Here is a 25,365-nt window from a genome sequence, read left to right as displayed (position 1 = left end):
TGTAAATCATGGTTCGAGGAGTGTCAGGCGAGTTTTATCATGATCATGCCGGCAAGCAGCAATATCAGCCCCATCCAGCCCTTGTTATTTAAGCGCTGGCCGAAGAGTACCCAGCCTGCGGCCAGCGTGGCGGCGATACCAAAACCACCCCACAGCGCATAGGCCACCGAAAGATCGATCCCTTTTACCGCCTGGGACAGGGCGCTGAACGCCCCCAGAACCGCGGCAATCGACATCAGGCCGTAGAGTTTACGGCGAAAACCGTCCGAGAATTTCAGCAGAACGTTCGCCAGGATTTCCAGCACGATGGCGAGCCCCAGCCAGGCCGCATGAACCCATTCAAACTGTTGCATGGTTCTGCTCCTTCTGCTGTTTGCCAGGCTTTCGGGTACCGGATTTAATCAGCACAATACCTGCGACCAGCGTCGTTAATCCGGCGACCTTCATTGTTGTTAATGTTTCGTCAAATATCAGCACGCTGAACAGCGTAATCAACAAAATACCGATCCCTTCCCAGAGTGCATACGCCACGCCCAGCGCAATTTTTTTCACCGCAAACGAGAGGAAAATATAGGAAAGTGAAATCATCACCAGCATCAAAATAAAACCGGTGTTGCCATCGCTGACGCTTGCCCACTTCATAGACAGCGTGCCGGTAATTTCAGCGATAATTGCCAGCGCTAATAGGATCCAGTAAAACATGTTTTTCTCCTGCTTGAGAATATAATCCATCGTGGCCCGCTGCGTGCAGCAAACCAAAAAATACGAATTGAAATCAGACAGCTAAGCGCTTAGCGCTAGCTCAGGCAGAAGAAATGACTATAGTGCGGTGCGCCAGTGTTGCTCACCAGAAAGCAGGCAGAAGGAGGTGGAGTATACAGCGGTATTGTTTGAAGAGTACGTCCTGAACATATTGTCCATAAAATTACAATTATCCGCGTTGTTGCTTCTCGTCTTTGCGGATGAAAATTGTCCTCGGTAGTTAAACACACCAAATTTGTACCATAAGCTAGGATTTTACTCAAAGTCTTTGCAATTCTTTACCCATACCGTTTGATTTTGGTTAGTTTATTGCAACGCCTTTCACCTTTATTATAAATAAAAAGATTATTTCGGAGTCACCATGGCTAAACCCATCATTACCCTGAACGGGTTAAAAATTGTCATCATGCTGGGCATGCTGGTGATCATACTGACAGGCGTTCGTTTTGCCGCCGACATTATTGTGCCTTTTATTCTGGCCCTGTTTGTTGCGGTGATCCTTAATCCGCTGGTACAGCGCATGACGCGGCTACGCATTCCGCGCGTGCTGGCCATCACGCTGCTTATCAGCATCATTATTGTGGCGATGGTCTTGCTGGTGGCGTATCTGGGTACCTCGCTAAACGAACTGGCGCGAACGCTGCCGAAGTACCGCTCTTCGCTGGCAATCCCGCTGCTGCAGCTGGAACCCTGGCTGCAGCGCGCGGGTATCGAAGTCTCGGTTGAGGAACTCCTGAAATATATCGACCCCAATGCGGCCATGACGATCGTCACCAGCCTGCTGGCGCAGCTTTCCAATGCCATGACCTCCATTTTCCTGCTGTTTTTAACGGTGGTGTTCATGCTGCTGGAGGTGCCGCAGCTGCCGGCAAAGCTGCAGCAGATAATGGTCCGCCCTGTTGAAGGAATGGGGGCGATTCAGCGCGCGCTGGACAGCGTCTCCCGCTATCTGGTGCTGAAAACCGCCATTAGCCTGGTCACGGGCGGCGTCGTCTGGGTGATGCTTCTGGCGCTGGACGTTCGCTTTGCGTTTGTCTGGGGGCTGCTGGCGTTTGCGCTTAACTACATTCCCAACATCGGCTCCGTGCTGGCGGCGATCCCCCCTATCCTTCAGGTGCTGGTTTTCAGCGGGCTTTATGACGCGCTGATCCTGCTGGCCGGATACCTGGTCATCAATCTGGTGTTCGGTAACATTCTTGAGCCGCGCATGATGGGACGGGGGCTGGGACTCTCTACGCTGGTGGTCTTTTTGTCCCTGATTTTTTGGGGCTGGCTGCTCGGGCCGGTTGGGATGCTGCTCTCCGTCCCGCTGACCATCATCGTTAAGATTGGCCTGGAACAAACGGCGGGCGGGCAAAGTATCGCCGTGCTGCTGAGCGATATGAGCCATCAATAGCGGTCAGTCCACCATCGACAGGAGAGGCTTGCGGGTCCTTCCTCCTTCGCGATACGTACCAATCGCCCTCTGCCATTCCGCCAGTGGAAAGATCGCGACGTCGCTGTACCCGCTGTTGGGCAAATTAAGCCAGATGCGGTCAAACTCCGCTCGCCACGCCTCAGCGCTAAGCGCGTCCAGACCGTTTCGGATATGGAACCACGCCACGCGCGGCGCTGGCCGTTGCTGTCTGAAGGTTTGCCCGGAGAGCAGCCCGTAGCAGACAAACATGCCCTGCTCGGGCATCGCGCTGAGGATCGCTTCCGCAAGCGGCCCGCCGGTGGCATCGTAGACGACGTCGGTATGCGCGGCGACGGAGCCAATCCGCTGGGCGTCATGCTGCGCGACGGGAATGATCCCCATCGCCTCCAGCCGTTCAGCGTGAACGGCGGAACGGTGGATCCCGTACACCGCCTCCGCTCCCGCCTGACGCGCCCATTGCCCCAGCAGAATGGCGCAATCCGACCCGGCCGCCGTGAGCAGCACCCGCTTGCCCTGAGGCGGATAGCGGGTAAGCATCATCTGCGCCGCCAGCGGGTTGATATAGGCCCGCGCGGCCAGACGTGCGTCAACAGCGTCCGGAACGGGGATGGCAAACTCTGCCGGACAATCAACATAGCGCTGCCAGGTGCCTTGACCGCGCAGCGGCAGGACGCGTTTACCCAGCAGATGCGCAAACGACGCGGGCGCGTCAGTGACAACGCCGACACCTTCATACCCCGCTACCGCCGGTAACGGGGTTCGGTGGCGGTAGGCGCCGGTGATGGGAATGAGATCGGACGCGTTCACCGGAGAAAACAGCATTTGCACGCGAAGGTGACCCGGCGCAAGCGCCCCCAGCGGCGCGGTTTCAGGTTGCAGAACGGTTTCTGGCTCGCCAAAACGGCGATACCAGAGGGCCAGGTTTTCCATTACGATCTCACGGCTGATAGCGGAACGACTACTCGCGCCAGCCCATTGCCGGTGCGACATGTTTGAGAATAGACTCAATCACGTGCGCATTATAATCCACACCCAGCTGGTTCGGCACGGTCAGTAATAACGTATCGGCTTCGGCAATCGCGTCGTCCTTTTTCAGCTGTTCGATCAGCTTTTCCGGCTCCGCCGCATAGCTGCGTCCGAAGATGGCGCGCGTTTTCTCATCAAGGTAGCCCACGCTATCGCTGTCGTTACGGCTGGCACCGAAATACATCCGGTCGCGGTCGTCCATCAGCGCAAAAATACTGCGGCTGACCGACACCCGCGGCTGACGCGTGTGCCCTGCCTCTTTCCAGGCCTGACGGTACGCGCGGATCTGTTTTGCCTGCTGAATATGGAACGGCTCACCGGTTTCATCGTCCTTCAGGGTTGAGCTTTGCAGGTTCATTCCCAGCTTTGCGGCCCATACGGCCGTCGCATTTGAACCGGCTCCCCACCAGATACGCTCGCGCAGCCCTTCAGAATACGGCTCCAGGCGCAGCAGCCCCGGCGGATTCGGGAACATAGGCTGTGGATTAGGTTTTGCAAACCCTTCACCGCGCAGCACCTCAAGCAGCACCTCGGTATGACGGCGCGCCATATCCGATTCGTCTTCCCCTTCCTGCGGGACATAGCCGAAGTGACGCCAGCCATCAATGACCTGCTCCGGCGAGCCGCGGCTGATGCCAAGCTGCAGACGACCGCCGGAAATCAGATCCGCTGCCCCCGCATCTTCAGCCATGTACATCGGATTTTCATAGCGCATATCAATCACGCCGGTACCGATTTCGATGGTTTTCGTTTTTGCGCCTATTGCCGCCAGCAGCGGGAACGGCGAGCTAAGCTGTCGGGCGAAGTGGTGCACGCGGAAATACGCGCCGTCTGCCCCCAGCTCTTCAGCCGCCACGGCTAAATCGATGGACTGCAGCAGCGTGTCTGCCGCTGAGCGCGTGCCGGACTGCGGAGAAGGCGTCCAGTGACCAAAGGATAAAAACCCGATCTTTTTCATAACCCTGTGTCCTGATAATGCGTTGCGTTCTGTCCACTTTACGCATTACCCGGTAAGAATAAATGCCGTTTATTTAACTGAAAGCATCAAATAAATTGACAGAATAGCGTGGTTCGTCATTCCGCCTCATAATGGGATATAATATCCCCCACTTTTTTCATGGCAGGTAAAACCGGCAATGGCTCTGATCCCCAAAAACTACGCGCGGCTGGAAAGCGGCTATCGCGAGAAAGCATTAAAAATCTATCCCTGGGTCTGCGGACGCTGCTCGCGGGAGTTTGTCTATTCCAATCTGCGTGAACTCACGGTTCACCATATCGATCACGACCATACCAACAACCCGGAAGATGGCAGCAACTGGGAGCTGTTGTGCCTGTTTTGCCACGATCACGAGCATTCGAAATACACCGAAGCGGATCAGTACGGCACCACCGTGGTCGCAGGGGAAGACGCGCAAAAAGACGTGGGCGTCGCCACGTTTAACCCGTTTGCCGATTTAAAAGCGATGATGGATAAGAAGAAATAATCCCCTCGCCCACATCGCGCTCCGCGAATTTAAAATGTCCAGGTGATAGCGGCGGTTGCAGCCCCCTCATTGCGCCGCATCACAATCGGGCTGTCATTCGCATGGTCGCCAAGCCAGGTATAGTCCGCGCTCAGCACCGTCCCCCAGTGGGCATCGAACTGATGGCTCCAGGTCAGACTGGTGTCGACGCCGTAAAATCCACCCGGCGCTGAATAGCGGCGATATCCGGTGCGGCGGCTCTGCTGCTCGCTGACCCCATACCAGGTATTCAGATAACGGCCGTCGCCAAACAGGGCCGCAGACTGAAAGGCGACCGTGTCCTGGTTATTTTGTACGGGGATTAGCGTCACGGAGGCCTGATAGCTGGCCCCCTGGCTATCCGTTAACGGCAGCGTCGCTTTCCCCTCCACACTCAGCCAGGGCGCGGCCTGCCAGCCCACGGCAAGGCCGGTATTCAGGGTGGCATCAATGTCCCCCATCCCTTTCAGATTGTTTGCGCCCTCACGCCAGCCAGAATTTTTCTCAGCCCTTCCGAAGTCGTACCCCAGCGTGTGTTCGAAATACCAACCGCTTTCGTTTTGCAGGTCATATCCCACCCCTTTTTGCGCATCAATAAAGAAAGCGCCTTTACGACCCTGCAGCACCGGAACCACCTGCCACACCTGCTTGTCTGAGCCTGAGTAACGCGGGGCATACTGTCCCCCAAGCCCGACGGTGAAGGAATCGGACGCGGAGCCATCATCCGCCTGCACGCCGGACGTCACGACCATCAGAAGCGGGACGGACATATACAGGACTTTTTTTATCGCTATCATACTGCTCTCCATACAGACGCTGGCGTCTCCTGATTCAGGGGCGGCCATACAATGTTGGCGCAGTATGATTTGGCTGAATCAATGAATCGTCGGGAAAGTGTTAAGAAATGGTCAAGGTGAACGGATGTTGTCCAGAAGAGTGCTGATTATTGAAGATGACGCCGATGCGGCTGGCGTGCTCGAAGCCTATTTACGGCGTGAAAATTACGACGTGACCATTACCGGAGACGGTCTTTCCGGGCTGGATATGGCGCAGCGGTGGAAGCCCGACCTCATCCTGCTGGACGTGATGCTGCCGGGGCTTAACGGCACCGAGGTGCTGGCTGGCCTGCGTCGTAAAAGCGATGTGCCGGTGATCATGGTCACGGCCATGGGGGATACTCCCGACCGCATTGGCGCCCTGCGGTACGGTGCCGATGATTACGTTGTGAAGCCTTATCATCCGGGGGAAGTGGTGGCTCGGGTGCAGGCGGTGCTGCGGCGCAGCCGTAAAAAAGAGGCTGACGAAGCGATCCTTCGCTGGCAAACGCTGGAGGTGGATGTCGCCGCCATTGTGGCGAGCGTGGATAACGGCGACGACGCGCCCGTGATGCTCGATCTTACGCCAACGGAATTCTCGCTGCTGGCAACGCTGCTACGCTCTCCTGCGCACCCGTTTTCCCGTCAGTATTTACTGGAACACTGTTTACCGGAGAGCGAGGCGCTGGAGCGCGTGGTGGACACCCATATTTATAACCTGCGTAAAAAACTTGAGGCGGCGGGTATTTCCGGCGTGCTGATCAACGTTCGCGGCGTGGGTTACAGGTTCAGACAGCCATGATAAAAAACCGGCACTCCTCTCTGTGGCGCTGGATTTGCGCGCGCATCTTAGCGCTGGCCATCGGCAGCGTGATCGTCATTGCCACCTGCATGTGGCTACGCTATGCGGTGCAGAACTACTGGATAATGGGCAGGATGCCGTCGGCGGTCCGGCAGGAGTTTCTGACGCTCAGCCAGAACCCGCAGGCCAATCCGGCCCGCTTCCACACGATTGTGGACACCTGGTGGGGCCTGAGCTATTCCACGCCGTCTATCGCCTCAGCCGACTGGGTCACGGTGGCCCTGCTGGTGCTGGTAATGATCCCGTTTATCGTGGTGATGGGGCTAAAACACGCCCGGCCGCTGGCGCTGCAGTTCAGCCGCCTTCGCGATGCGGCAAAGGATGTCGCCGACGGGCAGTTTGGCCGTCAGGCGGAGCTTATCAAGGATGCGCCGGCGGAAATGGTCAGCTTTGCGGCCGACTTTAACTCCATGACGGGGCAACTCGCCCGCTATGAAAAAGAGCTCCGCGCCTCACACGTCGCGATGGCGCACGAGCTGCGCTCGCCCCTGACGGCCGCCATTGGGCGTCTGCAGGGCATGTTAGACGGCGTGTTTGATGCCAGCCCGGCGCAGCTGGGCATGGTGATGAAACAGCTCCAGCACCTCAACCGCCTCACCGATGAGCTCCACCTTCTCTCGTTGGCCGACGCGGGTAACCTTGTGCTGGAGGACCAGCCGTTCTGTCTGGATGAGCTGATTCAGGAGCGGGCTGCCTGGATTATGCCCCAGGCTGATGCGCATCATTTCCGGATAACGCTTCGTAACCCGCGCACCTGTCCCTTCAGAGGCGATGCGTTCCGTCTGGGCCAGGTTGTTACCATCCTCATGGAAAATGCGCTACGTTACGGACGCGATGGCGGCCATCTTGAGGTGGCGCTGCACTACGCCAGCGGGCATTACACCCTCGAATTTACCGATGACGGGCCGGGGGTATCGCCTCAGTTCCTACCGGAAATGTTTAAACGCTTTAGCCGCGAGGAGCAGTCCCGCGCGCGGCATTCCGGCGGCAGCGGCCTCGGTTTGTCCATCGCCCGGGCGATTTGTCAGGCGCATGGGGGTGAGATTAGCGCGTCGTTACCGGAAACCGGCGGCCTTGCTGTGCGCATTTTATTGCCCTGGCAACCGTCCGATAATGAAAATCTCCACTCTTGATAAAGCCTTGACAGAACATCGAATCTTTCTCGACGTAGCCCGCATTTAATAACGCCATTCCCTTTATGGAGCGGCGTTATGTCAGACGAATTTTTTCTCTCCCTCCGCCACTGCCTGCATCATATGTACGGCGTGGCACGCACCCTTTCCTGGCTGCATTTTCTTCCCCTGGCCCTGCTTGCGCTGGCGATTTTTCCGCTGACCGGCTGCGGTGATAAACACGAGAATAAGCCCGACCCGGTACGAACGGTACGCTACGTCGTGGTTGGCACTGCCCAAACCCTTCCCGCGCTGGAAAGAACCGGTGAGATCCATGCCCACGATGAAACGACCCTGAGCTTTCGCTCCGGGGGCCGGATACTGACGCGTAGCGTCGATATTGGTGACAGTGTCACAGCCGGGCAGCTGCTGGCCACGCTTGACAACACGACCGGGCAAAACCAGCTCGACGGCGCTGAGGCCGACTATGAAGGCGCCAAAGCCTCTGCGCAGGTCGCCGCGCTTAACGTCAGCCGAATGCAAAAGCTCATGCCAACGGGGGCGATAGCCCGCACGCAGCTCGACAGCGCCCGTGCGGACTGGCTTGTCGCCAGCGCGCGCTTAAAAAGCAGCGAGGCCGCGCGACGAAATGCACGCGAAAGCCTCGGCTGGACGCGCCTGATCGCGCCACAAGCGGGCGTCATCACGGCCGTGAACGCCTCTGCGGGACAGGTTGTCAGCGACGGTCAGTCCGTGCTGACGCTGGCGACCGGTGAAGCCCGCGACGTGGCGTTTGATATTGCCACTCCCGATGCGATCCCGCCTCTGGACAAGGCGGTTTTGCAGGTTTCCCTCCTCAGCGACCCGTCGGTACAGGCGTCTGCCGTGCTGCGGGATATTACTCCGCAGGCCGATCCTCAGACCCGCACCTGGCGCGTCAGGGCCACCCTGCAAAACCCGCCCGCGGCCATGGCGCTGGGTGCCAGCGTGACCGTCACGTTGCCATCGTCAGCCCCGCACGGGTACCCCCTTCCCGCGTCGGCGCTGACCCGCATTGGCGACAAACCGGCCGTTTTTGTGATTACCCCGCAGTCTCGGGCGCAGCTGCGCGCGGTGGTACCCGCGAGCTATACGGCCTCCTCCGTCATGATTGCCTCCGGCCTTGAGCCCGGCGATCGGGTGATTACGGCGGGCGTGAGCACATTGCGGTCCGGCGAGCCGGTGATGGCCGGAGAGGTTCAGCCATGAACACAGGACAGGAAGCCAAATTTAATCTCTCCGCCTGGGCGCTGAAGAACCAGCAGATGGTCAGCTTTTTCATGCTTCTGGTGATTGCGATGGGGGTGTTCTGCTATGAGAAGCTGCCGCGTAACGAAGATCCGGCTTTCACCATCAAAACGGCCGTCGTCTCCGCGCAGTGGCCGGGAGCATCCGTGGCGGATACCACCCGCCTGCTGACCGATACGCTTGAAAAAAAGCTGCAGGAAACGCCCTGGCTGGACTATCTCGAAAGTGAAACCCGGGCCGGACGCACCGTTATCCATGTCAACCTCCGTGACGATACTCCCCCGCAAAGCGTGCCGGACATCTGGTATCAGGTTCGCAAAAAAATGCAGGACCTCGCGCCGTCCCTGCCTGAAGGGGTGCAGGGTCCTGCCGTGGACGACGAATTTGATGACACGTTCGGCACAATTTATGCCTTTATTCCCGAAGGTTTCACCCTGCGTGAGGTGCGGGATAGCGTAGAGACCCTGCGTCGCGAGCTCATGTCCCTGCCGGATATGGGCAAAACCACCCTTCTGGGCGAACAGCAGGAGCAGTGGGTTCTCGCCTTTTCTCCGGCACGCCTGGCCGGGATGGGGCTCGATATTCAGGCGGTCGCCGACGCCCTGCGGGCGCAGAACGCGGTTGTTCCGGCAGGCACTCTGCGTACCGGGCAGGAGAATATGGCGATAAAGGTCAGCGGGGCGCTCACGACCGAAGAGAATTTACGGGCCGTCACGCTGCACGTGAACAATCGCTACATTCCGCTGACCGACATTGCCACCGTCACCCGGCAAATCGCCGAGCCACCGGCCCCGGCCTACCGGGTGAACGGCAAACCGGCTATCGGGCTGGCGGTGTCGATGGCGCCAACGGGCAACATGCTGCGTTTCGGTGCTGCGCTGAACGCCAGAATGGCGGCCCTCAGCGCCGGGCTGCCGCACGGTATCGAGATGGTGAAAGTCGCCGATCAGTCAGCGGTGGTCAGTGACGCGGTAAGCGGGTTTATCCGGGTGCTTATCGAAGCCGTTATTATCGTGCTGGCGGTTTCATTTGTCTCATTGGGCTTACGGGCCGGGCTGGTGGTGGCGACGGCCATTCCGCTGGTGCTCGCCATGACGTTTGCCGGCATGATGCTCGCAGGCATCGGCCTTCAGCGCATCTCGCTCGGGGCGCTGATCATTGCCCTGGGGCTGCTGGTGGATGACGCCATGATCGCCGTTGAAACGATGGTCTCCCGGCTGGAAGCGGGGGATTCCCGTCGACATGCGGCCACCCATGCATTCAAAACGACGGCCTTCCCGATGCTCACCGGTACCCTGGTGATGATTGCCGGTTTTATTCCCGTTGGTTTTGCGGCCTCCAGCGCCGGTGAATACTGTTTTTCCCTGTTTGCGGTGGTGCTCATTGCCCTGCTCTGTTCCTGGGCTGTCGCGATCCTGTTTTCGCCGTTGACGGGCACGTGGCTGTTGCCGGAAAAAGTCAGACATCACGCGGCGGGACCCGGAAGGATCGCGCGCGGGTACGGACGGCTTTTACGCCTGGCACTGCGTCACCGGCTCGCTACCGTGCTGCTCGCTCTTTCCGCGCTGGGGCTGTCCGTGTACGGCACGACGTTTATGCAGGGCGAGTTTTTCCCCGCTTCGGACCGGCCTGAGCTGCTGGTCAGCCTGACGCTTCCGGCCAACGCGTCGCAGCCGGAAACGCTAAGAGAGGTGGAAAAACTCGAAAAGGCGCTGGCCGGCAACGGCAACATCAATCGCTATTCGACGTACGTCGGGTCGGGCGCCATCCGTTTTTACCTGCCGATGGACGTGCTGCTGGAAAATGAAAATATCGCCCAGATGGTTGTGGTGGCTAAGGATCTTGAGGCGCGGGATCGTCTGCATGCGCAGCTCAACAGGATCCTGGCGACGCAGTTTAGCGACATCATCACACGCGTGTCGCCCCTTGAGCTGGGGCCGCCCGTCGGCTGGCCAATCAAATACCGGGTGAGCGGGCCGGATTATCTGCAGGTCCGGGCGTTTGCGAACCGTCTCACGGACGCGATTGGGCAGTCCCCGTTCTCACGCGACGTTAACCAGACGGCCGGAGAGCCGGAGAGGGTCATAACCCTTGAGGTGAATCAGACGGCGGCCAGGGCGGCGGGAATATCGTCAGAAAGCCTCGCCCGCACGCTGAACACCGTCTGGTCCGGCAGCGTTGTCACGTCCATCAGGGATAATGACCGCCTTGTCGACGTAGTGCTCCGGGCCACGGACGATGCACGACACAGCACCGCCACCCTCTCCTCGCTCACGATTCAGGGGAATGACGGTAAAAAAATTCCGCTCAGCGCCGTCGCAACGCCGGTCTGGGGCGTGGACGATCCGGTCATCTGGCGTCGCCAGCGCGTGCCCTTTATCACGGTGCAAACGGATCTTGCTCCGGGGCTGAAGGCTGAAGCGGTATCCGCGGCGCTGCGTCCGGCAGTCGATAAACTGCGCGCGAGCCTGCCGGCAGGTTACAGCATTGAAGAAGGCGGCGCGGTTGCCGAATCGGATAAGGGGAACAGCTCCGTCTTTACCGTTCTTCCGGTGACGCTGGTCATCATGCTGTTGCTGCTGATGCTTCAACTGCGGCGATATTCCCGTATGCTGCTGGCACTCCTGATGGCCCCGTTTGGTTTACCGGGGATCGTGCTGGCTATGCTGCCCGGTGGAACGCCGATGGGGTTTGTCGCGCTGCTGGGCGTCATCGCCCTGGCGGGGATGATCGTGCGAAACGCGGTGATATTGATTAGCGAGGTTGACAGCAATCTTGCTCAGGGGATGGCAAACGATGCCGCAATTAGGGCGGCTGCGGAACACCGGGCCAGACCCATCTGTCTGACCGCCTGCGCCGCCATTCTGGGCATGATCCCCATTTCTCACCAGGTCTTCTGGGGCCCGATGGCCTATGCCATTATCGGCGGACTGCTGGTTGCGACGCTGGTGACGCTGACCGTGTTACCCGCGTCGTTTAGCCTGCTGCTACAGTGGGGCGCTCAGCGCAACGCCACAGAAGACGGACAGCGCTGAGGCCCCACCGTTTCCCGGCAGATTACGCCTCGGTCAGCGCAAAACGGTTTTTCAGGACATGGCGGATTTCCTCCTCCGCCAGCTGCCGCGTTTCAGTGCCGTTCGCCGTGATGGTTTTCAGCACATCGCCCAGTAAAATCTGGCGCCCTTCCGGGCTGTGCTGCACCACCACCCGCTTCTGCACAAAGATGGCATCCGGGTGCGTGGAGTTAAGGTAGTTGGCCGGGACGAAATCAATCCATTCCTGAGGCGTGAGATCAAAGCCGTATTGCCGGGCCCATTCACCCTCCGCCTTCGCCTCAAGCAGATATTCGCCCTCCGCGCTGCGGCTCAGTCGGAACGTGTCGAAATCCTGCGTGATTTCCACATCAAGCGTGTCCAGCGCCATCGGCGCGCGAATGCCGTAGCTGCCAAACCCGAGGTCGCAAAGCCACTGTCGGCTATCTACCTCAGCGACGAGCGCCATATGGGTTTTCGGCCGCCGCGCGGGGTAGAACATCGGGCGCGCCGCCACGAAGCGGTAAGGTATTCCTAACGCCGCCAGCGCCATGGCAAAAAGTCCGTTCACCTCGTAGCAGTAGCCGCCGCGCCCCTGCGTTAACACCTTATCGGCAATGTCGTCTGGCGCCAGCGAGACAATTTTACCCGCCTGCACGTCCAGATTCTCAAAGGGAACGGAAAAGAGCTGATGACGCATCAGCGCATGCAGGGTGGCCGTATCGGCAGCCGCCGGTCCGGTGTAGTTTATGCGTTTGAAATAGGTGGAAATGTTGAAATTATCGCTGTGCATAATGCCTCCTTGTCCTGAACATGTCGGACACTATAGATGGCGCGCATCATTGGCTGTATAGTCAGTTTTATCGAAAATTAGCCTGAACAGATACCCATGTCTGCCCCGTCCCAGTCGTCCCCACACTATCGCCGAATTGCTGAGATGCTGCGCCTCACGCTGACCTCTGGCGCGCTGCGCGCCGGTGACAGGATGATCTCCGCGCGTAAACTGGCCGAACGCGAGCACGTTAGCCTTCCGACGGCGCTGGAGGCCCTTCGCTGCCTGGAGGCTGAAGGGCTGATCGTTGCGCGCCCGCGTTCAGGTTATTACATCCGCCAGACCAGCCTGCCACCGCGCGTAGAGCCCGCGCGTTCCTCACCAGGCCCGGTCCCCGTCACCCTGTCCGCCGTGGCCCGGTCGCTGTTCAGCAGTGCAGAAGCCCGGCTGATCCCGCTGGGCGCCGCCCTGCCCGATCCCGCGTGGCTGCCGGGAGATGCGCTGCAGCGAGCGTTGCACTCTGCGGGCCGTCGTCTGGACGCGCATGGACAGAGCTACAGCCTGCCTCCGGGAAGGGGGGATTTGCGAAGTAAGATTGCCGCCCGTTCTGCACAGTGGGGAGCCCGGTTCGGTGCGGACGATCTCATTATTACCGCAGGCGCGACGCAGGCGCTGCGCCTGGCCCTTCGAGCCGTGTGCCAGCCGGGCGATGTCGTGGCGATTGAGCAGCCGGCCTACTTTGGCACGCTTCTGCTGCTGGAGGATTTAGGCCTGAAGGCCTTAGCGATCCCCACCGACCCTGTCGACGGCCTGCTGCTGGAACCGCTGGCAGACGCCATTCGCTGCCATCGCCCCGCTGCCGTTCTGGCCTCGCCCACCGTGCAAAACCCGTTGGGTGCCAGCATGCCCGTCGCCCGCAAGCAGGAGCTGGTTGCCCTGCTTGAAGAGGCGGGAATTCCTTTGATTGAGGACGATGTTTACGGTGACCTGGTCGGCGAGGGGCAACGTCCTCCGGCCTGCAAGGCGTTCGACCAGAGCGGGAATGTGATTTACTGCAGTTCTCTGTCTAAAACGCTTGCGCCGGGCTGGCGAATCGGCTGGATTGCCGCCGGACACTACCACCCGCAGGTCTTACAGGCCCGCATGGCCGGAGACTGGGCCGGTACGCCGCTGCTGGAAGCCGCGGCGAGCGAGATGCTGGCAAGCGGCGACTACGATCGCCACCTGCGGCGGCTAAAGCGCCGGGTCGCAGAGGGTGTTTTAGCCGTCGTCGCACAAGTCGAGGCCAGTTTCCCACCCGGTACGCGCGTTAGCGTACCCGCAGCCGGTTTCCTGCTGTGGGTAGAGCTGCCTCAGCAGGTCAACGCGCTGGAGGTGCACCGTCGCGCGCTGGCGCTGGGCATTGGCGTCAGCCCTGGTCCCCTGTTTTCCCCGGCCGCGGAGTTAACGCACTTTCTGCGGCTGAACTGCGCAAACGAACCTACGCCCCGCCTGCTGAACGCCGTGGAGCAGATTGGCGCGCTGTGTCACGAGCTGGCTGTTTTCACACCAAACTCTCCAGCCACTCGGTAAAGACCCGCACCTTGCGGGAGAGATGACGGTGTGGATAGAGCAGTGACAGCTTGCGGTCCGGCGAGCGATAGTCTGGCAAGACTTCAACCAGAAGACCGCGGTCAATGTAAGGCTGGAGAAAGAGATTCATCCCCTGCATTAATCCCAGCCCGGCAAGGCCTGCCGCGATGTAGGCCTCGGAGTTATCCACGACAAGCTTACCGGGAAGTTTAATCTCCGCGACGCCTTCCGGCGTGGTAAACGTCCACGGATGAATTTGTCTGCTGCGGTTATTAATCCAGTTTATGGCCTGATGTTGCCGTAAATCATCCGGCGTTTCTGGCGTACCGTGTTTTGCCAGCCAGGCCGGGCTGGCGCAGGTCGTGATTTTGATGTTCCCGATTTTACGCGCGATATACTCGCCGTCCTCCAGCTCTCCCACCCGCAGCACGCAGTCCAGGCCATCCCGCAGCATATCCCGACGGCGGTCAGAGCTGCTCAGAATGATGTCGATCTCAGGATGCTGACGATAAAAATCAGGCAGATTGGGGATGACCCGCAGCGTGGCAAAAGAGACCGGCATATCCACACGCAGCTGACCGTGTATTGCCCGGTCCGTACCAAACGACTCCAGTAATTCGTCCGCCTGCGCCAGCAGGGGTTTACTCCGGCGGTAAAATGCTTCCCCATCCGGCGTCAGGCTAATCCGACGCGTTGTGCGCTGCAGTAGCCGCGTGCCGCTGTGCTGCTCCAGAAGCTGTAACGCTTTGGTGACCGCCGGACGATGGATCTGCAGATTCTCCGCTGCCTGGGTAAGACTGCCTGACTCGACAATTTCAATAAAAATTCGAATAGCTTCAAAGAGGTTTATTTGCATAAGGGACGCTTTTGCCGCGAGCAGGATAAAATGATTGTTACTAATTTTATAACAGTGATGAATCTTTTTGGCTATTTTTCCTAACAATCCTGCGCCATACACTCTTCCCCATTCAAACGTAAGGAAGAGTCTGCTATGAAAAATAACCGTATTTGTCAGATCCTGGGTATCGAAAAACCTGTTATTCAGGGGCCGTTATCCTGGCTCACGGATGCCCGTTTAGTCGCTGCGGTCAGCAATGCCGGAGGGCTCGGCGTGCTGGGGCCCAATGCCGGTTTAACCGCCGACACCGCGGTCTCCACGCCGGAAGAGACCGCCGAAAAAATGCGCGAGGAGATTCGTAAAACCAAACGGCTGACCGAGAAACCGTTTGGCGTGAACCTGATCCCCACGGCCGTTAATGACGTCTGGACAGGGCCGATCCTTCAGGTGGTGAAAGACGAAGGCGTCAGGGTCGTGGTGTATACGGGCTATGGGGAAGGCAGCATTATTCCCGCACTGTTCAGCGAGTTAAAGGAGGCGGGTATCGCCATTATCTACCGCGACATCAACCCAACGCCGGAGAACACCCGCCTCGCGGAAGAAATGGGGGCTGACATTATCGTCGCCACCGGTTTTGATGAGGGCGGAACGTTACCCGCAACGGTGCTTGGCACCTTTTCCATCGTGCCGCTGATTGCCGATGCCGTGAAGCACGTCCCGGTGATGGCCGCGGGCGGCATTACCGATAATCGCACCGCCAGAGCGGCGCATGCATTGGGTGCGGAAGGCGTGTTTGCCGGGTCGGTCTTTATCAGCACGGAAGAAAGCCGCGTGCCGCAGGGGGTCAAAGAGAAAATTGTTGCCGCCAACGGCCTCGATTTGCTGCTTTTCCGCACCGTGCCCCACTACTACCGCTCTCTTCCCGGCAAGCTGGCGGAAAAACTGGCGGCGATGGATAAAGCAGGCGCAAGTAACGAAGCGCTGGGCAAGGCGATGGGAGGATTACGGGGCCTGCGTCTTGGCATGCTGGAAGATAACACCGATGAAGGCTATATCGCGCTCGGCACGGGGATTGGAAACATCCGCAGCGTGAAAAGCGTGGCCGAGGTTGTTAATGCGTTAACGGTTGAGTAAGTGCCCCGGCGTCCTGGCCTGCACCAGGACGCCCAGGTTCATCAGGGAATAATCCGTGCGGCTCTCAGCTGCGCGAACAGGCTGAAAAACATCTCATCAGTCGCCTGCATTTGCGTAAAACCCGCCCTGCGCAGCTTGCTCCCGTCACCAAACATGTCGTAATCCCAGCTAAAGACAAAATCGGCAAACCGCCCGTCGCTCAGCTGCAGAATATCCGCTTCCACCAGCCGCGCTTCGGCAAGCTCGCGCCATACCCCGCGATAGTCGTTAAACAGCTGATGAAATGACAACCTCACCGGCGGCGCAGAGTCCAGTTCAAACCAGCGTGCAATGCGCGGCCACAGTTCGCTCCAGCGCCAGACATCGCCATTGTTTACGTTGAAGGCCTGATTCTGTGCCGCAGGTGACGTGGCGGCCCACAGCGTGGCCTCGGCCAGCAGCCCGGCGTCGGTATGGTCAACGATGCTGTGCCAGGCCTGTTCCGAACCGGGAAAACGCAGCGGTAACCCCAGCGCCTTGCACAGGGAGGCGTACAGGGCGATGCTCAGCGCGAGGTTCATGGCATTACCCGGTACCGCACTCCCCACCACGCCCGGCCTGATGGCATTCCAGTGCCAGCCTTTCCCCCGCTGAAACTGGCTGAGCCACGTGAGCTGCGCGGCGTTAAATTCGGCACCCGGTACGCCGGGATCGCTTTCCCGCGCCGGGGTTTTAAACGGCCCCAGATGCGCACCATAGACTTTATACCCCTGCATCAGGCTTACCGTCTGCAAAGGTGCCGTTTTTTCGAGGGTGCTGACCAGATTTCGCAGCATGGTGACGTTCGGCTCAACCATGTCCGTCCAGCTCGCCGCGTTCGCCCAGGCGCTGTAAAAGATATGGGTGACACCGTTCAGGGCGTGCAGCGCCCGCGCGGTGTCCTGCGCATCCAGTAAATCGACGTTCACCACGGGAATGCCGTCCGGGTGGGCTACCGCGTGGCGACTGAGGCCGATCACCTCCCACTGATGGTGCAGAAGCGTGTTGACCAGCTGTCTGCCGACAATGCCGCTGGCGCCCGCGACCAGGGCGACGTTGTGTTGCTGCATCTTATTCATGGTGTTTCTCCGGAAAGGGTGACAGACGCAGTGTGATATATTATTTTTTCTGGAGATATCCCCTGAAACCGATGGCACTTATAAGCAGAATCATTAAATGAATAATAAGCTCACTGCCATTTACACCTTTCTACGCGTCGCTGAAGCGGGCTCGTTTTCGGCGGCCGCCCGTCAGACCGGCATTAAGCAGTCCGCCGTCAGTCAACAGATCGCGGCGCTTGAGGAATCACTGGGTGTGGTACTGCTGCACCGTACGACGCGTACGATGAAGCTGACCGAACAGGGTGAACGCTACCGGCGAGATATGCAGCTCGTGCTGGACGCCATGGGGGAAGCGGAGAGGCGTTTACATCCTGTCGACCCTGGCGTTCAGGGACGCGTCCACGTCCAGCTACCGAGCGGCCTGGGGCAGATCATTTTGCCGCATCTGCTGGCGCTACAGCGCCTGCATCCCGAACTGCAGCTCAAGATTTCCCTGGATGACCGCCTTGCCGATCTGGTGACGGAGGGCGTGGATGTCGCGATACGGCTGGGCAGTGAGCCTCCGCAGGCGCACGCGGCTCGCGTGCTGGCGCGTATTGAAGCCGCGCTGTTTGCCGCTCCCGGTTTTCAGGCGGTACACGCCGTCAGCGAGCTGGCAACGCTGCCACACGTACGGTTCAGCGCTATTCCACTGGATGCCCCCCTGCGCCTGATTGCTGACGAGGAAACGGTCGAGGTCAACGTGAATACCGTTTTCCGTGCCAACACCAGCGACGCGCTGCTGCAGGCGCTGGAGTCAGGCATCGGTATCGGCGGCATGCAGCGACCGCTCGTGGCCAGGGCGCTGCAGGCGGGCACGCTGGTACCGGTGCTGCCCCACTGGCGGTTACCCGATCGCTTCCTCTATGCCGTTTATCCTGACGCACGCTTTATTCCGCAGCGCGTCAGAAAGGTCGTCAGCGTGATTGAGCAGTTACTGCCTGAAATAATAAAGAAAAACTGATTGTTTCCGCCGTAAATGACGTGCATTTTTTACCCGCAAGGAATAGAGTGTTTTTACCGTATCCCCTCTTTCTGGAGCACGTATGCCGGATTACTGTTTTTTCCAAAAAGGCCCGAACCTCATTGCGATCGAGAGCGCAAACACCGATGCGGCCGCTCAGCTCATCGCTCAGGGGTTTGAAAAACAGTTTGAGGAGATCGGCGCTGCGGATGAAAAAGAGGCGCTTACCCGCCTTGCGGATATCCGTAAAAATAATGAGATCGATCGCCATAACTTCCTGGCCGGAGCGGGCGAAATGCCGCTGATCGGCGCGCTGGCGGCTGCGGCAACCTGGTTGGTGCAAAAGAAATAACGCAACCATCCTCTACTTCGCCACCGGCAAATCGGCGTACCGCGTCGTATAGGCCGGTGACAGCATCTCACGCTTCATCGCCCAGGATTTCTCAATACCCTGCCCGGCGAACCATATCTTCCCTTTACCGGAATGATTTACGCTGTCCATCATCTCCATCAGCGCCGCGCTGTTGGCGCGCAGACGATTATCGTCAAACAAATTAAGCTGGGCGACGCCGCTGCTGAAAAAGTCCGCCAGCATGACCCCGGCTTTCATATAGCGATATCCGTCGAGCCATATACGCCCCAGCGCCTCCGTGGCGGCGCGGATGATATCGCGCGAGTCATTGGTGGGCGTCATCAGGGTGACAGAAGCCTGATTGCCGTAATAAATTTCGTTGTCCGCGTGCGGGCTGGTGCGCACAAACACGCTGATAAAGCGACAGTATTGATGCTCGCCGCGCAGTTTCTCTGCAGCGCGTTCCGCGTAGGCGCAAATGGCCTGGTGCATCTCCTCGTACTGCGTAATACGGTGTCCAAACGAACGGCTACAGATAATTTGCTGCTTCGTGGGGGTGAACTCTTCCAGATCAAGACAGGGCTCACCGCGAAGCTCGCGGGCCGTCCGTTCCAGTACCACGTTGAAATGTTTGCGAATGACCCAGGACGACGCTTCCGCCAGCTCCAGCGCTGTGGTAATGCCCATCGCGTTCAGTTTTTTCGTGATGCGCCGACCTACCCCCCACACCTCCTCTACCGGAACCTTTGCCAGCAGCTTACGCTGCCGCTCGTGGCCTGAGAGATCGACCACGCCGCCCGTGCTGGCCCAGCGTTTCGCCGCATAGTTGGCCAGCTTCGCCAGCGTTTTGGTCGGGGCAATACCGACGCCAACGGTTAAGCCCGTATTTTTAAAGACCTGCGTGCGCATCTGGTGACCGAACGCTTCCAGAGACAGGCAGTGACTGACCCCTGAAACGTTCACGAACGCCTCATCAATGGAGTAAATCTCTATTGCCGGGGCGAGATCGGTCAGCGTCTGCATGACCCGACTGCTGAGATCGGCATACAGCGCATAGTTCGAGCTAAAGACGTAAACCCGCGACGGGTATAGCTTTTCTTTGAATTTAAAATACGGCTCCCCCATTTTTATGCCGAACTGCTTTGCCTCCCGCGACAGTGAAATAATGCAGCCGTCGTTATTGGACACCACCACGATGGGTTTCCCCTCCAGATCGGGGCGGAATACCCGCTCGCAGGAGGCGTAGAAGCTATTCACATCAACCAGCGCGAACATGTTTATGCGTTTTGAGGGTGTGGGTGACGACGCCGAAGATCTGCAGCTCCTCTTCGGACTGAAAGGTAATCGGCTGATAGCGGGCATTATGCGCCAGAAGTCTCAGAGCCGGGCGGGTCTGTAGCTCTTTCACCGTAAACTCACCGGCGACCGACGCCACGACGATATCCCCATGTTCGGCATTTAACGAACGATCGACCACCAGCAGATCGCCGTCGCCGATCCCCGCCCCAATCATGGAGTCTCCACTCACCTTGATAAAATAGGTCGCACTGGGGTGCCTTACCGCCAGCCGGTTAAGATCGAGACGATCCTCCACATAATCCTGCGCCGGGCTGGGAAACCCACAGGCAACACGTTCTAAAAATAAAGGTAATTCAATGATTTGTTTTGGTTGATAAGAAAAGAGAGTGTCCATAATGCCTTTCTCGCCAGATACTGTATATAAATACAGTATTACGGATTATGGACAAGGATCAAGGTCATTTCCGGAGGTGAACCCAAACGCGTTGAAGTTTGAGCGGTTTTAATTAAGCAACATCGCCTGCCGTTAACAGGCCTGACATCATAAGTCATGCAAAAGTCATATGGTTTATGACTTATAAAAAATAACATCACTATGCACTAACTACATGTTGACTTTAAAGTCAGATAAAAGCATATTTTACGGCACGAATTAACAAGACTTACTGGAGAATATTTCCCATGCCAGCCCGTGACTATCCAGACAAGCGTGTTGCACGCGGTCTGGCAAAGGAGGCCGATCTCAGGATGCTGAGCGCCCGCATCGATCCCGACCTGATGGAGTACATCAGAACCACCGCCTTTGAGACGCGTAAGAGTAAGCAAGAGATTGTGGCGGAAGCGTTAGCGCTCCACAGGCAGAAAAGTCAGACAGGAGCCTAAGCGCGCAAAGCCGGAAGTCCCCTTAAGGCTTTGCGCATATTACGTTTAATCTAACAGCGAATTCAGCGTTTCCAGTGCTTCAGGCGGTAACTTCAGATCCGCCGCCGCGAGGTTTTGCCGCAGATGCGCCACGGACGAGGTGCCCGGGATCAGCAAAATATTCGGGGAACGCTGCAGCAGCCATGCCAGCGCTACCTGCATTGGCGTTGCGCCCAGTGAATCCGCGACGGCCTTCAGCCCGGAAGATTGCAGTGGCGTAAAGCCGCCCAGCGGGAAGAACGGCACATACGCAATCCCCTGCTGCGCAAGCAGATCCACCAGCGCATCGTCACCCCGGTTCACAATGTTGTACATGTTCTGCACGCACACCACCGGGACCATCTTCTGCGCTTCCGCGACCTGGGTGGCCGTGACGTTGCTCAGGCCAATATGCCGCACCAGACCCTGCTGCTGTAATGCTGCCAGGGTGGAGAGCGGTTCAGCAATTGACCCTTCCGCTGGCCCGTGCGCGCTAAACATGATCCGCAGATTCACCACGTCCAGCACGTCCAGCTGCAGATTACGCAGGTTGTCATGCACCGCCTGAGTCAGTTCCTGCGCGGAAAAGGCCGGCAGCCAGGCGCCTTTGTCGTCGCGACGGGCGCCAATCTTGGTGACAAGCGTCAGATCGTCCCGGTACGGGTGAAGCGCCTCGCGGATCAGCTGGTTAGTAACATGGGGACCATAAAAATCACTGGTATCAATTTGGTTCACCCCCGCCGCCACCGCTTCGCGCAGCACGTCCAGCGCGGCCTGCTTGTCCTTCGGTGGACCAAAGACGCCCGGCCCGGCGAGCTGCATCGCACCGTAGCCCAGTCGTTTAACCGTCCGCGTCCCGAGCGCGTACGTCCCGCTTTTATCAATGCTGCTCATGTTAACCTTCCTCATAAAAATGATCCGGATTTACAACAGGTTCCCTCAAAGAACCTTTAGTTAAGCGCGAGTTAATTAAAGTTTAAATTCTCTACGACGATAGTAATGAAGTACCCCTGCATCTTCTCTAACGGACGACCGCTATGCTGAAAAATCTGCACGTGATTACCGGTATTATCTTTGCCCTCACCATATTCTGTCTGCTGCAAGTTGTCACGGGAGGGTTGTTCTACTCTGCCGTCAGTAACGATCGCCATAACTTCCAGAACTCCGGCGTGCTCAATGCCCAGCAGGAAAGCCTGAGCGACAGCGTGAACACGCTGGTGAAAACGCGCGTCACCGTCACCCGCGTGGCGATCCGCTACCTGAAAAACCAGCGTGACCCGGCTTCCCTTGCGGCGATCAATAAGCTGCTTGGCACCGCAGGCGACTCGCTGGCAAAAGCCGAAGCCTATAACAAAGAGTGGCAGAAGCTGCCGCAGGTTAAGGGCCAGGAGGCGGCATTAACCGACGAGATGCAGAAGTCCTGGAACCAGATGCACGAGGTGATGCGCTTATCGATTGAGTATCTGCGTGCCGACAACTATCAGGCCTATGGCGATCTGGACGCCCAGCAGGCGCAGGACGAGATGGAGGCGGTCTATAACCGCTGGCGCGCCGAAAACAACACCCTGCTGAAGGCCGCAACCGAAGAGAACCAGAGCAGCTTCACGCAGATGCAGTGGACGCTGGCGGCGATTCTGCTCGCCGTTATCGCGGTTCTGGTGGTCATCTGGCAGGGTTTACAACACCTGCTGTTAAAACCACTCCACTCCATTATGAACCATATTCGCGCCATTGCAGGGGGCGACCTGACGCAGGATATCGCCATCTCTGGTCGCAACGAGATGGGGCAGCTGGCCGCCGGCCTGCATGAGATGCAGCAGTCGCTGGTGACCACCGTCAGCGCCGTACGTGGAAGTACCGACTCCATCTACACCGGCGCAGGCGAAATTGCCGCAGGAAGCAACGATCTGTCCGCCCGCACCGAGCAGCAGGCCGCCTCGCTGGAAGAGACCGCCGCCAGCATGGAAGAGCTGACCGCGACGGTTAAACAGAACTCCGATAACGCCCGTCAGGCCACGCTGCTGGCGAAAAACGCCTCTGAAACGGCCGCGCGCGGCGGTCACGTCGTGGATAACGTGGTTCGCACCATGAACGAAATCGCCGACAGTTCGCAGCAAATCGCGCATATTACCGGCGTGATTGACAGCATCGCGTTCCAGACCAACATTCTGGCGCTTAACGCAGCGGTGGAAGCGGCGCGCGCCGGGGAACAGGGGCGCGGTTTTGCGGTTGTTGCAGGCGAAGTCCGTACGCTGGCGAGCCGCAGCGCGCAGGCGGCGAAAGAGATCAAAGGGCTTATTGAGAACTCCGTCAGCCGGGTGAATACCGGTTCTGAGCAGGTCAGCGAGGCTGGCACCACCATGAAGGAAATTGTCGCCGCCGTCACCCGCGTGACCGATATCATGGGTGAGATTTCATCTGCCTCTGACGAGCAGAGCCGCGGTATTGAGCAGGTGAGCCTGGCCGTTTCGCAGATGGATAGCGTGACGCAGCAAAACGCCGCGCTGGTGCAGGAGTCCGCCACGGCGGCTGCGGCACTGGAAGATCAGTCCGAGCAGCTGCGCCAGGCGGTAGCGGCGTTTCGCCTGAACGGCAAAGAAAAAGCGGTCGCCCCACGCCCGGCCAGTCTGAAAACGCCACAGCTGCTGCGCCCGGCCACGACAGCCGCCTCTACCGACAGCAACTGGGAAACCTTCTGAGTCACCAGCGGGCGAGAAATCGCCCGCTAGCGGCTGCGCTTGGCGTGCCGCTCCCAGTTTTCCTGTTTTGCTTCATCGGATTTTCGCAGTGAAACATAGCATGCCCCGCTGCCGCCGTGATGCGGCAGCGCCACGCAGAAAGCCTGCACTTCCTCAAACTCGGTTAACCAGCGCGCCAGATAGCTGCGCACCACATTGGGATGCGAATTCTGCTCGCGCCCTTTCCCGTGAATGATAATCAGATTGCGTAACCCGTCTCGTCCGGCCTGGCGGATAAAAGAATAGAGCATCTGACGGCAGCGTTCCGCTGGCTGACGCAGGAGGTTTAAGCTGGCCTGGCGGGCGTATTTACCCGAGCGCAGCTTATCGATAACGCCCTGCTGTACCCCTTCGCGCTGGAACGCCAGCGGCTCCTCCAGGGGAAGCACGTCAAGAAAATCCAGCGTCAGGAAGTTATCCAGCTGTTCGCTATCCACCTCCTCGCGCGCCCGCGTATTGCGGCTGGGCTGCCAGTGAATATCCGCGCAGCGCTTCAGGGGCTGGACATCTTCCATGGCGTCAAGAAAAAATGATTTGTCGTCAGGGTTCATGGACATCCTCCGGCTACATCTGAGGACTGTACTATACCTGCGCCAGAGACCGGCCTCAATCACCGTTACAGGGCGATGCGTGGCAATATTATTAACCTGATGAATATATATAGTAATTATTAAATAAACTTAAACCAGACTTAACTAAAATTTCAGCAAAGGTAAAATACGTGATTTGTGTTAAAATTTCATTAAATCAATCACTCGCCTGCCTTTCATTTTTCGGGAAAAGTGTTATACCTAAATATACCTGCCCCATGGAAATAATACCCAGGATTGGCGAAAGGACGCACTGCTGTGTGTACTATAGGGTCTGTCTGATGTCGGGCAGATCCTGTTTTTTTAATAAGCATTTCACGCTCCGATTAATTTTCTGGCTTCCCTTCTGAATTGCGTAATTAATGATTCCGCCAGGGGCGTCTGCCGTGAATCACGGCGCTGAATTAAATAATAGGCCGCTTTAGGAAGCGATTCGACAACCGGCAGCATAACCAGACGGTGCGCCAGCAGCGGGTCACAGCCTAGCTCCTGCGGCAATATGCTTAAAAAATCACTTTGCGCGACCAGGCTAATACAGGAAGAAAAGGTTTCGCAAACCACACCAATTCGCGGTATTTGCGAACGATCGCTAAATACCTCTTCTAATTGCTTGTAATAGCTTCCCCGCGGCGTCGGCATTGTCCAGTTATAATGCAGAAGTTCATTAATAGACGTCGCCCCCATGGCCGGATGTCCATCCCGACAAAATACCGCAAACGGTTTTTCGAAGAGCTTTTCAAACGTAAATTCCTGGTCGTAAGGCCCCTGATAATAGGTGTTGATGGTGAAGTCCAGTTCGCCCTGGCGTAATTCATTGATCATCGACACCAGCTGCCCTTCCATAATCCGCACCTTGACCTGCGGATGCTGCGCATGGAAGCGGGTAATGACGGCGGGCATCAGCGTGCGTGAAACGCTGGCCCCCATTCCGATGTTGATCTGCCCGGCCAGCTCCCCCTGACGCTGACGGATGTCATCCTGCGCCGCGCGCAGCTCTTCCAGAATCAGCCTGGCGCGCTGGTAAAAGCCCTCGCCGCATTCGGTCAACGCGACGCCCTTACTCCTGCGCACGAAAAGCTGCGCCGCCATGCCCTCCTCCAGCTCTTTGATGGATTTGGTCAGCGCCGGCTGGGAAAGATTCAGCGTCCTGCTGGCACCGCGAATGCTGCCCTGACGCGCAACCTCAACAAACGCCCGGATTTGATGAAATTTAATCTGGAATGTCATAGCCCGACCGATAACCGTTGTTTATCAGAGTAAAGAAACTGTCATC

General features: G+C 58.2%; 26 protein-coding genes. 12 read left to right on the top strand and 14 right to left on the bottom strand.

Going from position 1 to position 25,365, the window contains the following annotated elements; genetic code table 11:
* Positions 1–23: 23 nt before the first annotated feature.
* The 3 genes from mdtI to GVO84_RS10025 all read right to left on the bottom strand — a co-directional run bounded on the left by mdtI (position 24) and on the right by GVO84_RS10025 (position 990).
* Positions 24–353, bottom strand: a complete 330-nt coding sequence (mdtI, locus tag GVO84_RS10035; RefSeq protein ID WP_024909144.1) for a multidrug/spermidine efflux SMR transporter subunit MdtI — start codon at positions 351–353, stop codon at positions 24–26.
* Positions 340–702: a multidrug/spermidine efflux SMR transporter subunit MdtJ gene (mdtJ, locus tag GVO84_RS10030; RefSeq protein WP_029739354.1), complete on the bottom strand. Its 363-nt coding sequence runs from the start codon at positions 700–702 to the stop codon at positions 340–342. The genes mdtI and mdtJ overlap by 14 nt, the downstream gene beginning before the upstream one ends.
* A 117-nt stretch (positions 703–819) precedes the next feature.
* Positions 820–990, bottom strand: a complete 171-nt coding sequence (locus tag GVO84_RS10025) for a hypothetical protein (protein ID WP_085930315.1) — start codon at positions 988–990, stop codon at positions 820–822.
* 133 nt (positions 991–1,123) lie between these two features.
* Here GVO84_RS10025 and GVO84_RS10020 point away from each other — a divergent pair, with 133 nt between their 5' ends.
* Positions 1,124–2,158, top strand: coding sequence for an AI-2E family transporter (locus GVO84_RS10020; protein ID WP_032638218.1), 1,035 nt, complete (start codon positions 1,124–1,126; stop codon positions 2,156–2,158).
* A gap of 3 nt (positions 2,159–2,161) precedes the next feature.
* On the opposite strand, the gene GVO84_RS10015 is transcribed toward GVO84_RS10020, so the two are convergent.
* Together GVO84_RS10015 and GVO84_RS10010 are read right to left on the bottom strand one after the other, a co-directional pair.
* Positions 2,162–3,109 carry a zinc-dependent alcohol dehydrogenase family protein gene (locus tag GVO84_RS10015; protein ID WP_159514015.1) on the bottom strand — a complete coding sequence of 316 codons (948 nt, stop codon included), beginning with the start codon at positions 3,107–3,109 and terminating at the stop codon, positions 2,162–2,164.
* Positions 3,110–3,137: 28 nt separating this feature from the next.
* Complete coding sequence (locus GVO84_RS10010; protein WP_159514014.1) at positions 3,138–4,163, bottom strand: LLM class flavin-dependent oxidoreductase; 1,026 nt, start codon at positions 4,161–4,163, stop codon at positions 3,138–3,140.
* A 178-nt stretch (positions 4,164–4,341) separates the two neighbouring features.
* On the opposite strand from GVO84_RS10010, the gene yajD reads away from it, so the two are divergent.
* Positions 4,342–4,689 carry an HNH nuclease YajD gene (gene yajD, locus GVO84_RS10005; RefSeq protein ID WP_003857471.1) on the top strand — a complete coding sequence of 116 codons (348 nt, stop codon included), beginning with the start codon at positions 4,342–4,344 and terminating at the stop codon, positions 4,687–4,689.
* Positions 4,690–4,718: 29 nt separating this feature from the next.
* Here the strand turns inward: yajD and GVO84_RS10000 are convergent, their stop codons facing one another.
* Positions 4,719–5,504: a MipA/OmpV family protein gene (locus GVO84_RS10000; protein ID WP_159514013.1), complete on the bottom strand. Its 786-nt coding sequence runs from the start codon at positions 5,502–5,504 to the stop codon at positions 4,719–4,721.
* Between the two features lie 124 nt (positions 5,505–5,628).
* Between GVO84_RS10000 and GVO84_RS09995 the strand changes: the two genes are divergently transcribed.
* The 4 genes from GVO84_RS09995 (at position 5,629) to GVO84_RS09980 (ending at position 11,818) form a co-directional block, all read left to right on the top strand.
* On the top strand, positions 5,629–6,324 hold the full coding sequence (locus tag GVO84_RS09995) for a response regulator (protein WP_159514012.1): 696 nt from the start codon (positions 5,629–5,631) through the stop codon (positions 6,322–6,324).
* The gene (locus GVO84_RS09990; protein ID WP_159514011.1) at positions 6,321–7,517 is read left to right on the top strand and encodes a sensor histidine kinase; all 1,197 of its coding nucleotides are present in this window, start codon (positions 6,321–6,323) and stop codon (positions 7,515–7,517) included. Before GVO84_RS09995 ends, GVO84_RS09990 begins: the two co-directional genes overlap by 4 nt.
* 78 nt (positions 7,518–7,595) lie before the next feature.
* A complete protein-coding gene (locus tag GVO84_RS09985) occupies positions 7,596–8,744 on the top strand; it encodes an efflux RND transporter periplasmic adaptor subunit (RefSeq protein ID WP_159514010.1) in 1,149 nt (382 codons plus the stop codon).
* Entirely contained in the window at positions 8,741–11,818 is a 3,078-nt protein-coding gene (locus tag GVO84_RS09980; protein WP_159514009.1) for an efflux RND transporter permease subunit, read from the top strand. The genes GVO84_RS09985 and GVO84_RS09980 overlap by 4 nt, the downstream gene beginning before the upstream one ends.
* Positions 11,819–11,840: 22 nt before the next feature.
* Here GVO84_RS09980 and GVO84_RS09975 read toward each other — a convergent pair whose 3' ends face one another.
* Positions 11,841–12,608, bottom strand: a complete 768-nt coding sequence (locus GVO84_RS09975) for an arylamine N-acetyltransferase family protein (RefSeq protein WP_159514008.1) — start codon at positions 12,606–12,608, stop codon at positions 11,841–11,843.
* A 96-nt stretch (positions 12,609–12,704) separates the two neighbouring features.
* Here GVO84_RS09975 and GVO84_RS09970 point away from each other — a divergent pair, with 96 nt between their 5' ends.
* A complete protein-coding gene (locus GVO84_RS09970) occupies positions 12,705–14,159 on the top strand; it encodes a PLP-dependent aminotransferase family protein (protein WP_159514007.1) in 1,455 nt (484 codons plus the stop codon).
* Here GVO84_RS09970 and GVO84_RS09965 read toward each other — a convergent pair.
* The gene (locus GVO84_RS09965) at positions 14,131–15,015 is read right to left on the bottom strand and encodes a LysR family transcriptional regulator (protein ID WP_159514006.1); all 885 of its coding nucleotides are present in this window, start codon (positions 15,013–15,015) and stop codon (positions 14,131–14,133) included. The two genes, GVO84_RS09970 and GVO84_RS09965, sit on opposite strands and share 29 nt — an antisense overlap.
* A 135-nt stretch (positions 15,016–15,150) precedes the next feature.
* Here GVO84_RS09965 and GVO84_RS09960 point away from each other — a divergent pair, with 135 nt between their 5' ends.
* A complete protein-coding gene (locus GVO84_RS09960; RefSeq protein WP_159514005.1) occupies positions 15,151–16,131 on the top strand; it encodes an NAD(P)H-dependent flavin oxidoreductase in 981 nt (326 codons plus the stop codon).
* A 41-nt stretch (positions 16,132–16,172) separates the two neighbouring features.
* On the opposite strand, the gene GVO84_RS09955 is transcribed toward GVO84_RS09960, so the two are convergent.
* The gene (locus GVO84_RS09955; RefSeq protein WP_159514004.1) at positions 16,173–17,228 is read right to left on the bottom strand and encodes an SDR family oxidoreductase; all 1,056 of its coding nucleotides are present in this window, start codon (positions 17,226–17,228) and stop codon (positions 16,173–16,175) included.
* Positions 17,229–17,325: 97 nt separating this feature from the next.
* Between GVO84_RS09955 and GVO84_RS09950 the strand changes: the two genes are divergently transcribed.
* Together GVO84_RS09950 and GVO84_RS09945 are read left to right on the top strand one after the other, a co-directional pair.
* Positions 17,326–18,213, top strand: coding sequence for a LysR family transcriptional regulator (locus GVO84_RS09950; RefSeq protein ID WP_159514003.1), 888 nt, complete (start codon positions 17,326–17,328; stop codon positions 18,211–18,213).
* Between the two features lie 82 nt (positions 18,214–18,295).
* Positions 18,296–18,565 (top strand): hypothetical protein, encoded by a 270-nt coding sequence (locus GVO84_RS09945; protein WP_048980445.1) that lies wholly within the window; start codon positions 18,296–18,298, stop codon positions 18,563–18,565.
* 12 nt (positions 18,566–18,577) lie between these two features.
* Here the strand turns inward: GVO84_RS09945 and umuC are convergent, their stop codons facing one another.
* Entirely contained in the window at positions 18,578–19,840 is a 1,263-nt protein-coding gene (gene umuC, locus GVO84_RS09940) for a translesion error-prone DNA polymerase V subunit UmuC (protein WP_121423528.1), read from the bottom strand.
* On the bottom strand, positions 19,824–20,258 hold the full coding sequence (gene umuD / locus GVO84_RS09935; protein ID WP_121423527.1) for a translesion error-prone DNA polymerase V autoproteolytic subunit: 435 nt from the start codon (positions 20,256–20,258) through the stop codon (positions 19,824–19,826). Before umuD ends, umuC begins: the two co-directional genes overlap by 17 nt.
* Before the next feature lie 287 nt (positions 20,259–20,545).
* On the opposite strand from umuD, the gene GVO84_RS09930 reads away from it, so the two are divergent.
* Positions 20,546–20,746: a hypothetical protein gene (locus GVO84_RS09930; protein ID WP_023311485.1), complete on the top strand. Its 201-nt coding sequence runs from the start codon at positions 20,546–20,548 to the stop codon at positions 20,744–20,746.
* 45 nt (positions 20,747–20,791) lie between these two features.
* Here GVO84_RS09930 and GVO84_RS09925 read toward each other — a convergent pair whose 3' ends face one another.
* Positions 20,792–21,658: an aldo/keto reductase family oxidoreductase gene (locus GVO84_RS09925; protein ID WP_159514002.1), complete on the bottom strand. Its 867-nt coding sequence runs from the start codon at positions 21,656–21,658 to the stop codon at positions 20,792–20,794.
* A 143-nt stretch (positions 21,659–21,801) separates the two neighbouring features.
* On the opposite strand from GVO84_RS09925, the gene tcp reads away from it, so the two are divergent.
* Positions 21,802–23,463, top strand: a complete 1,662-nt coding sequence (gene tcp / locus GVO84_RS09920) for a methyl-accepting chemotaxis citrate transducer (RefSeq protein WP_159514001.1) — start codon at positions 21,802–21,804, stop codon at positions 23,461–23,463.
* Between the two features lie 26 nt (positions 23,464–23,489).
* Here tcp and smrA read toward each other — a convergent pair whose 3' ends face one another.
* On the bottom strand, positions 23,490–24,053 hold the full coding sequence (gene smrA / locus GVO84_RS09915) for a DNA endonuclease SmrA (protein ID WP_032657658.1): 564 nt from the start codon (positions 24,051–24,053) through the stop codon (positions 23,490–23,492).
* Between the two features lie 354 nt (positions 24,054–24,407).
* Positions 24,408–25,319, bottom strand: coding sequence for a LysR family transcriptional regulator (locus GVO84_RS09910; RefSeq protein WP_159514000.1), 912 nt, complete (start codon positions 25,317–25,319; stop codon positions 24,408–24,410).
* Positions 25,320–25,365: the final 46 nt, after the last annotated feature.

Source organism: Enterobacter sp. SM3 (assembly GCF_009811935.2).
GTDB lineage: Bacteria > Pseudomonadota > Gammaproteobacteria > Enterobacterales > Enterobacteriaceae > Enterobacter > Enterobacter asburiae_D.
Note: the sequence above shows the minus strand (reverse complement) of the source record. Positions and strands in the feature narration are given on the sequence as shown.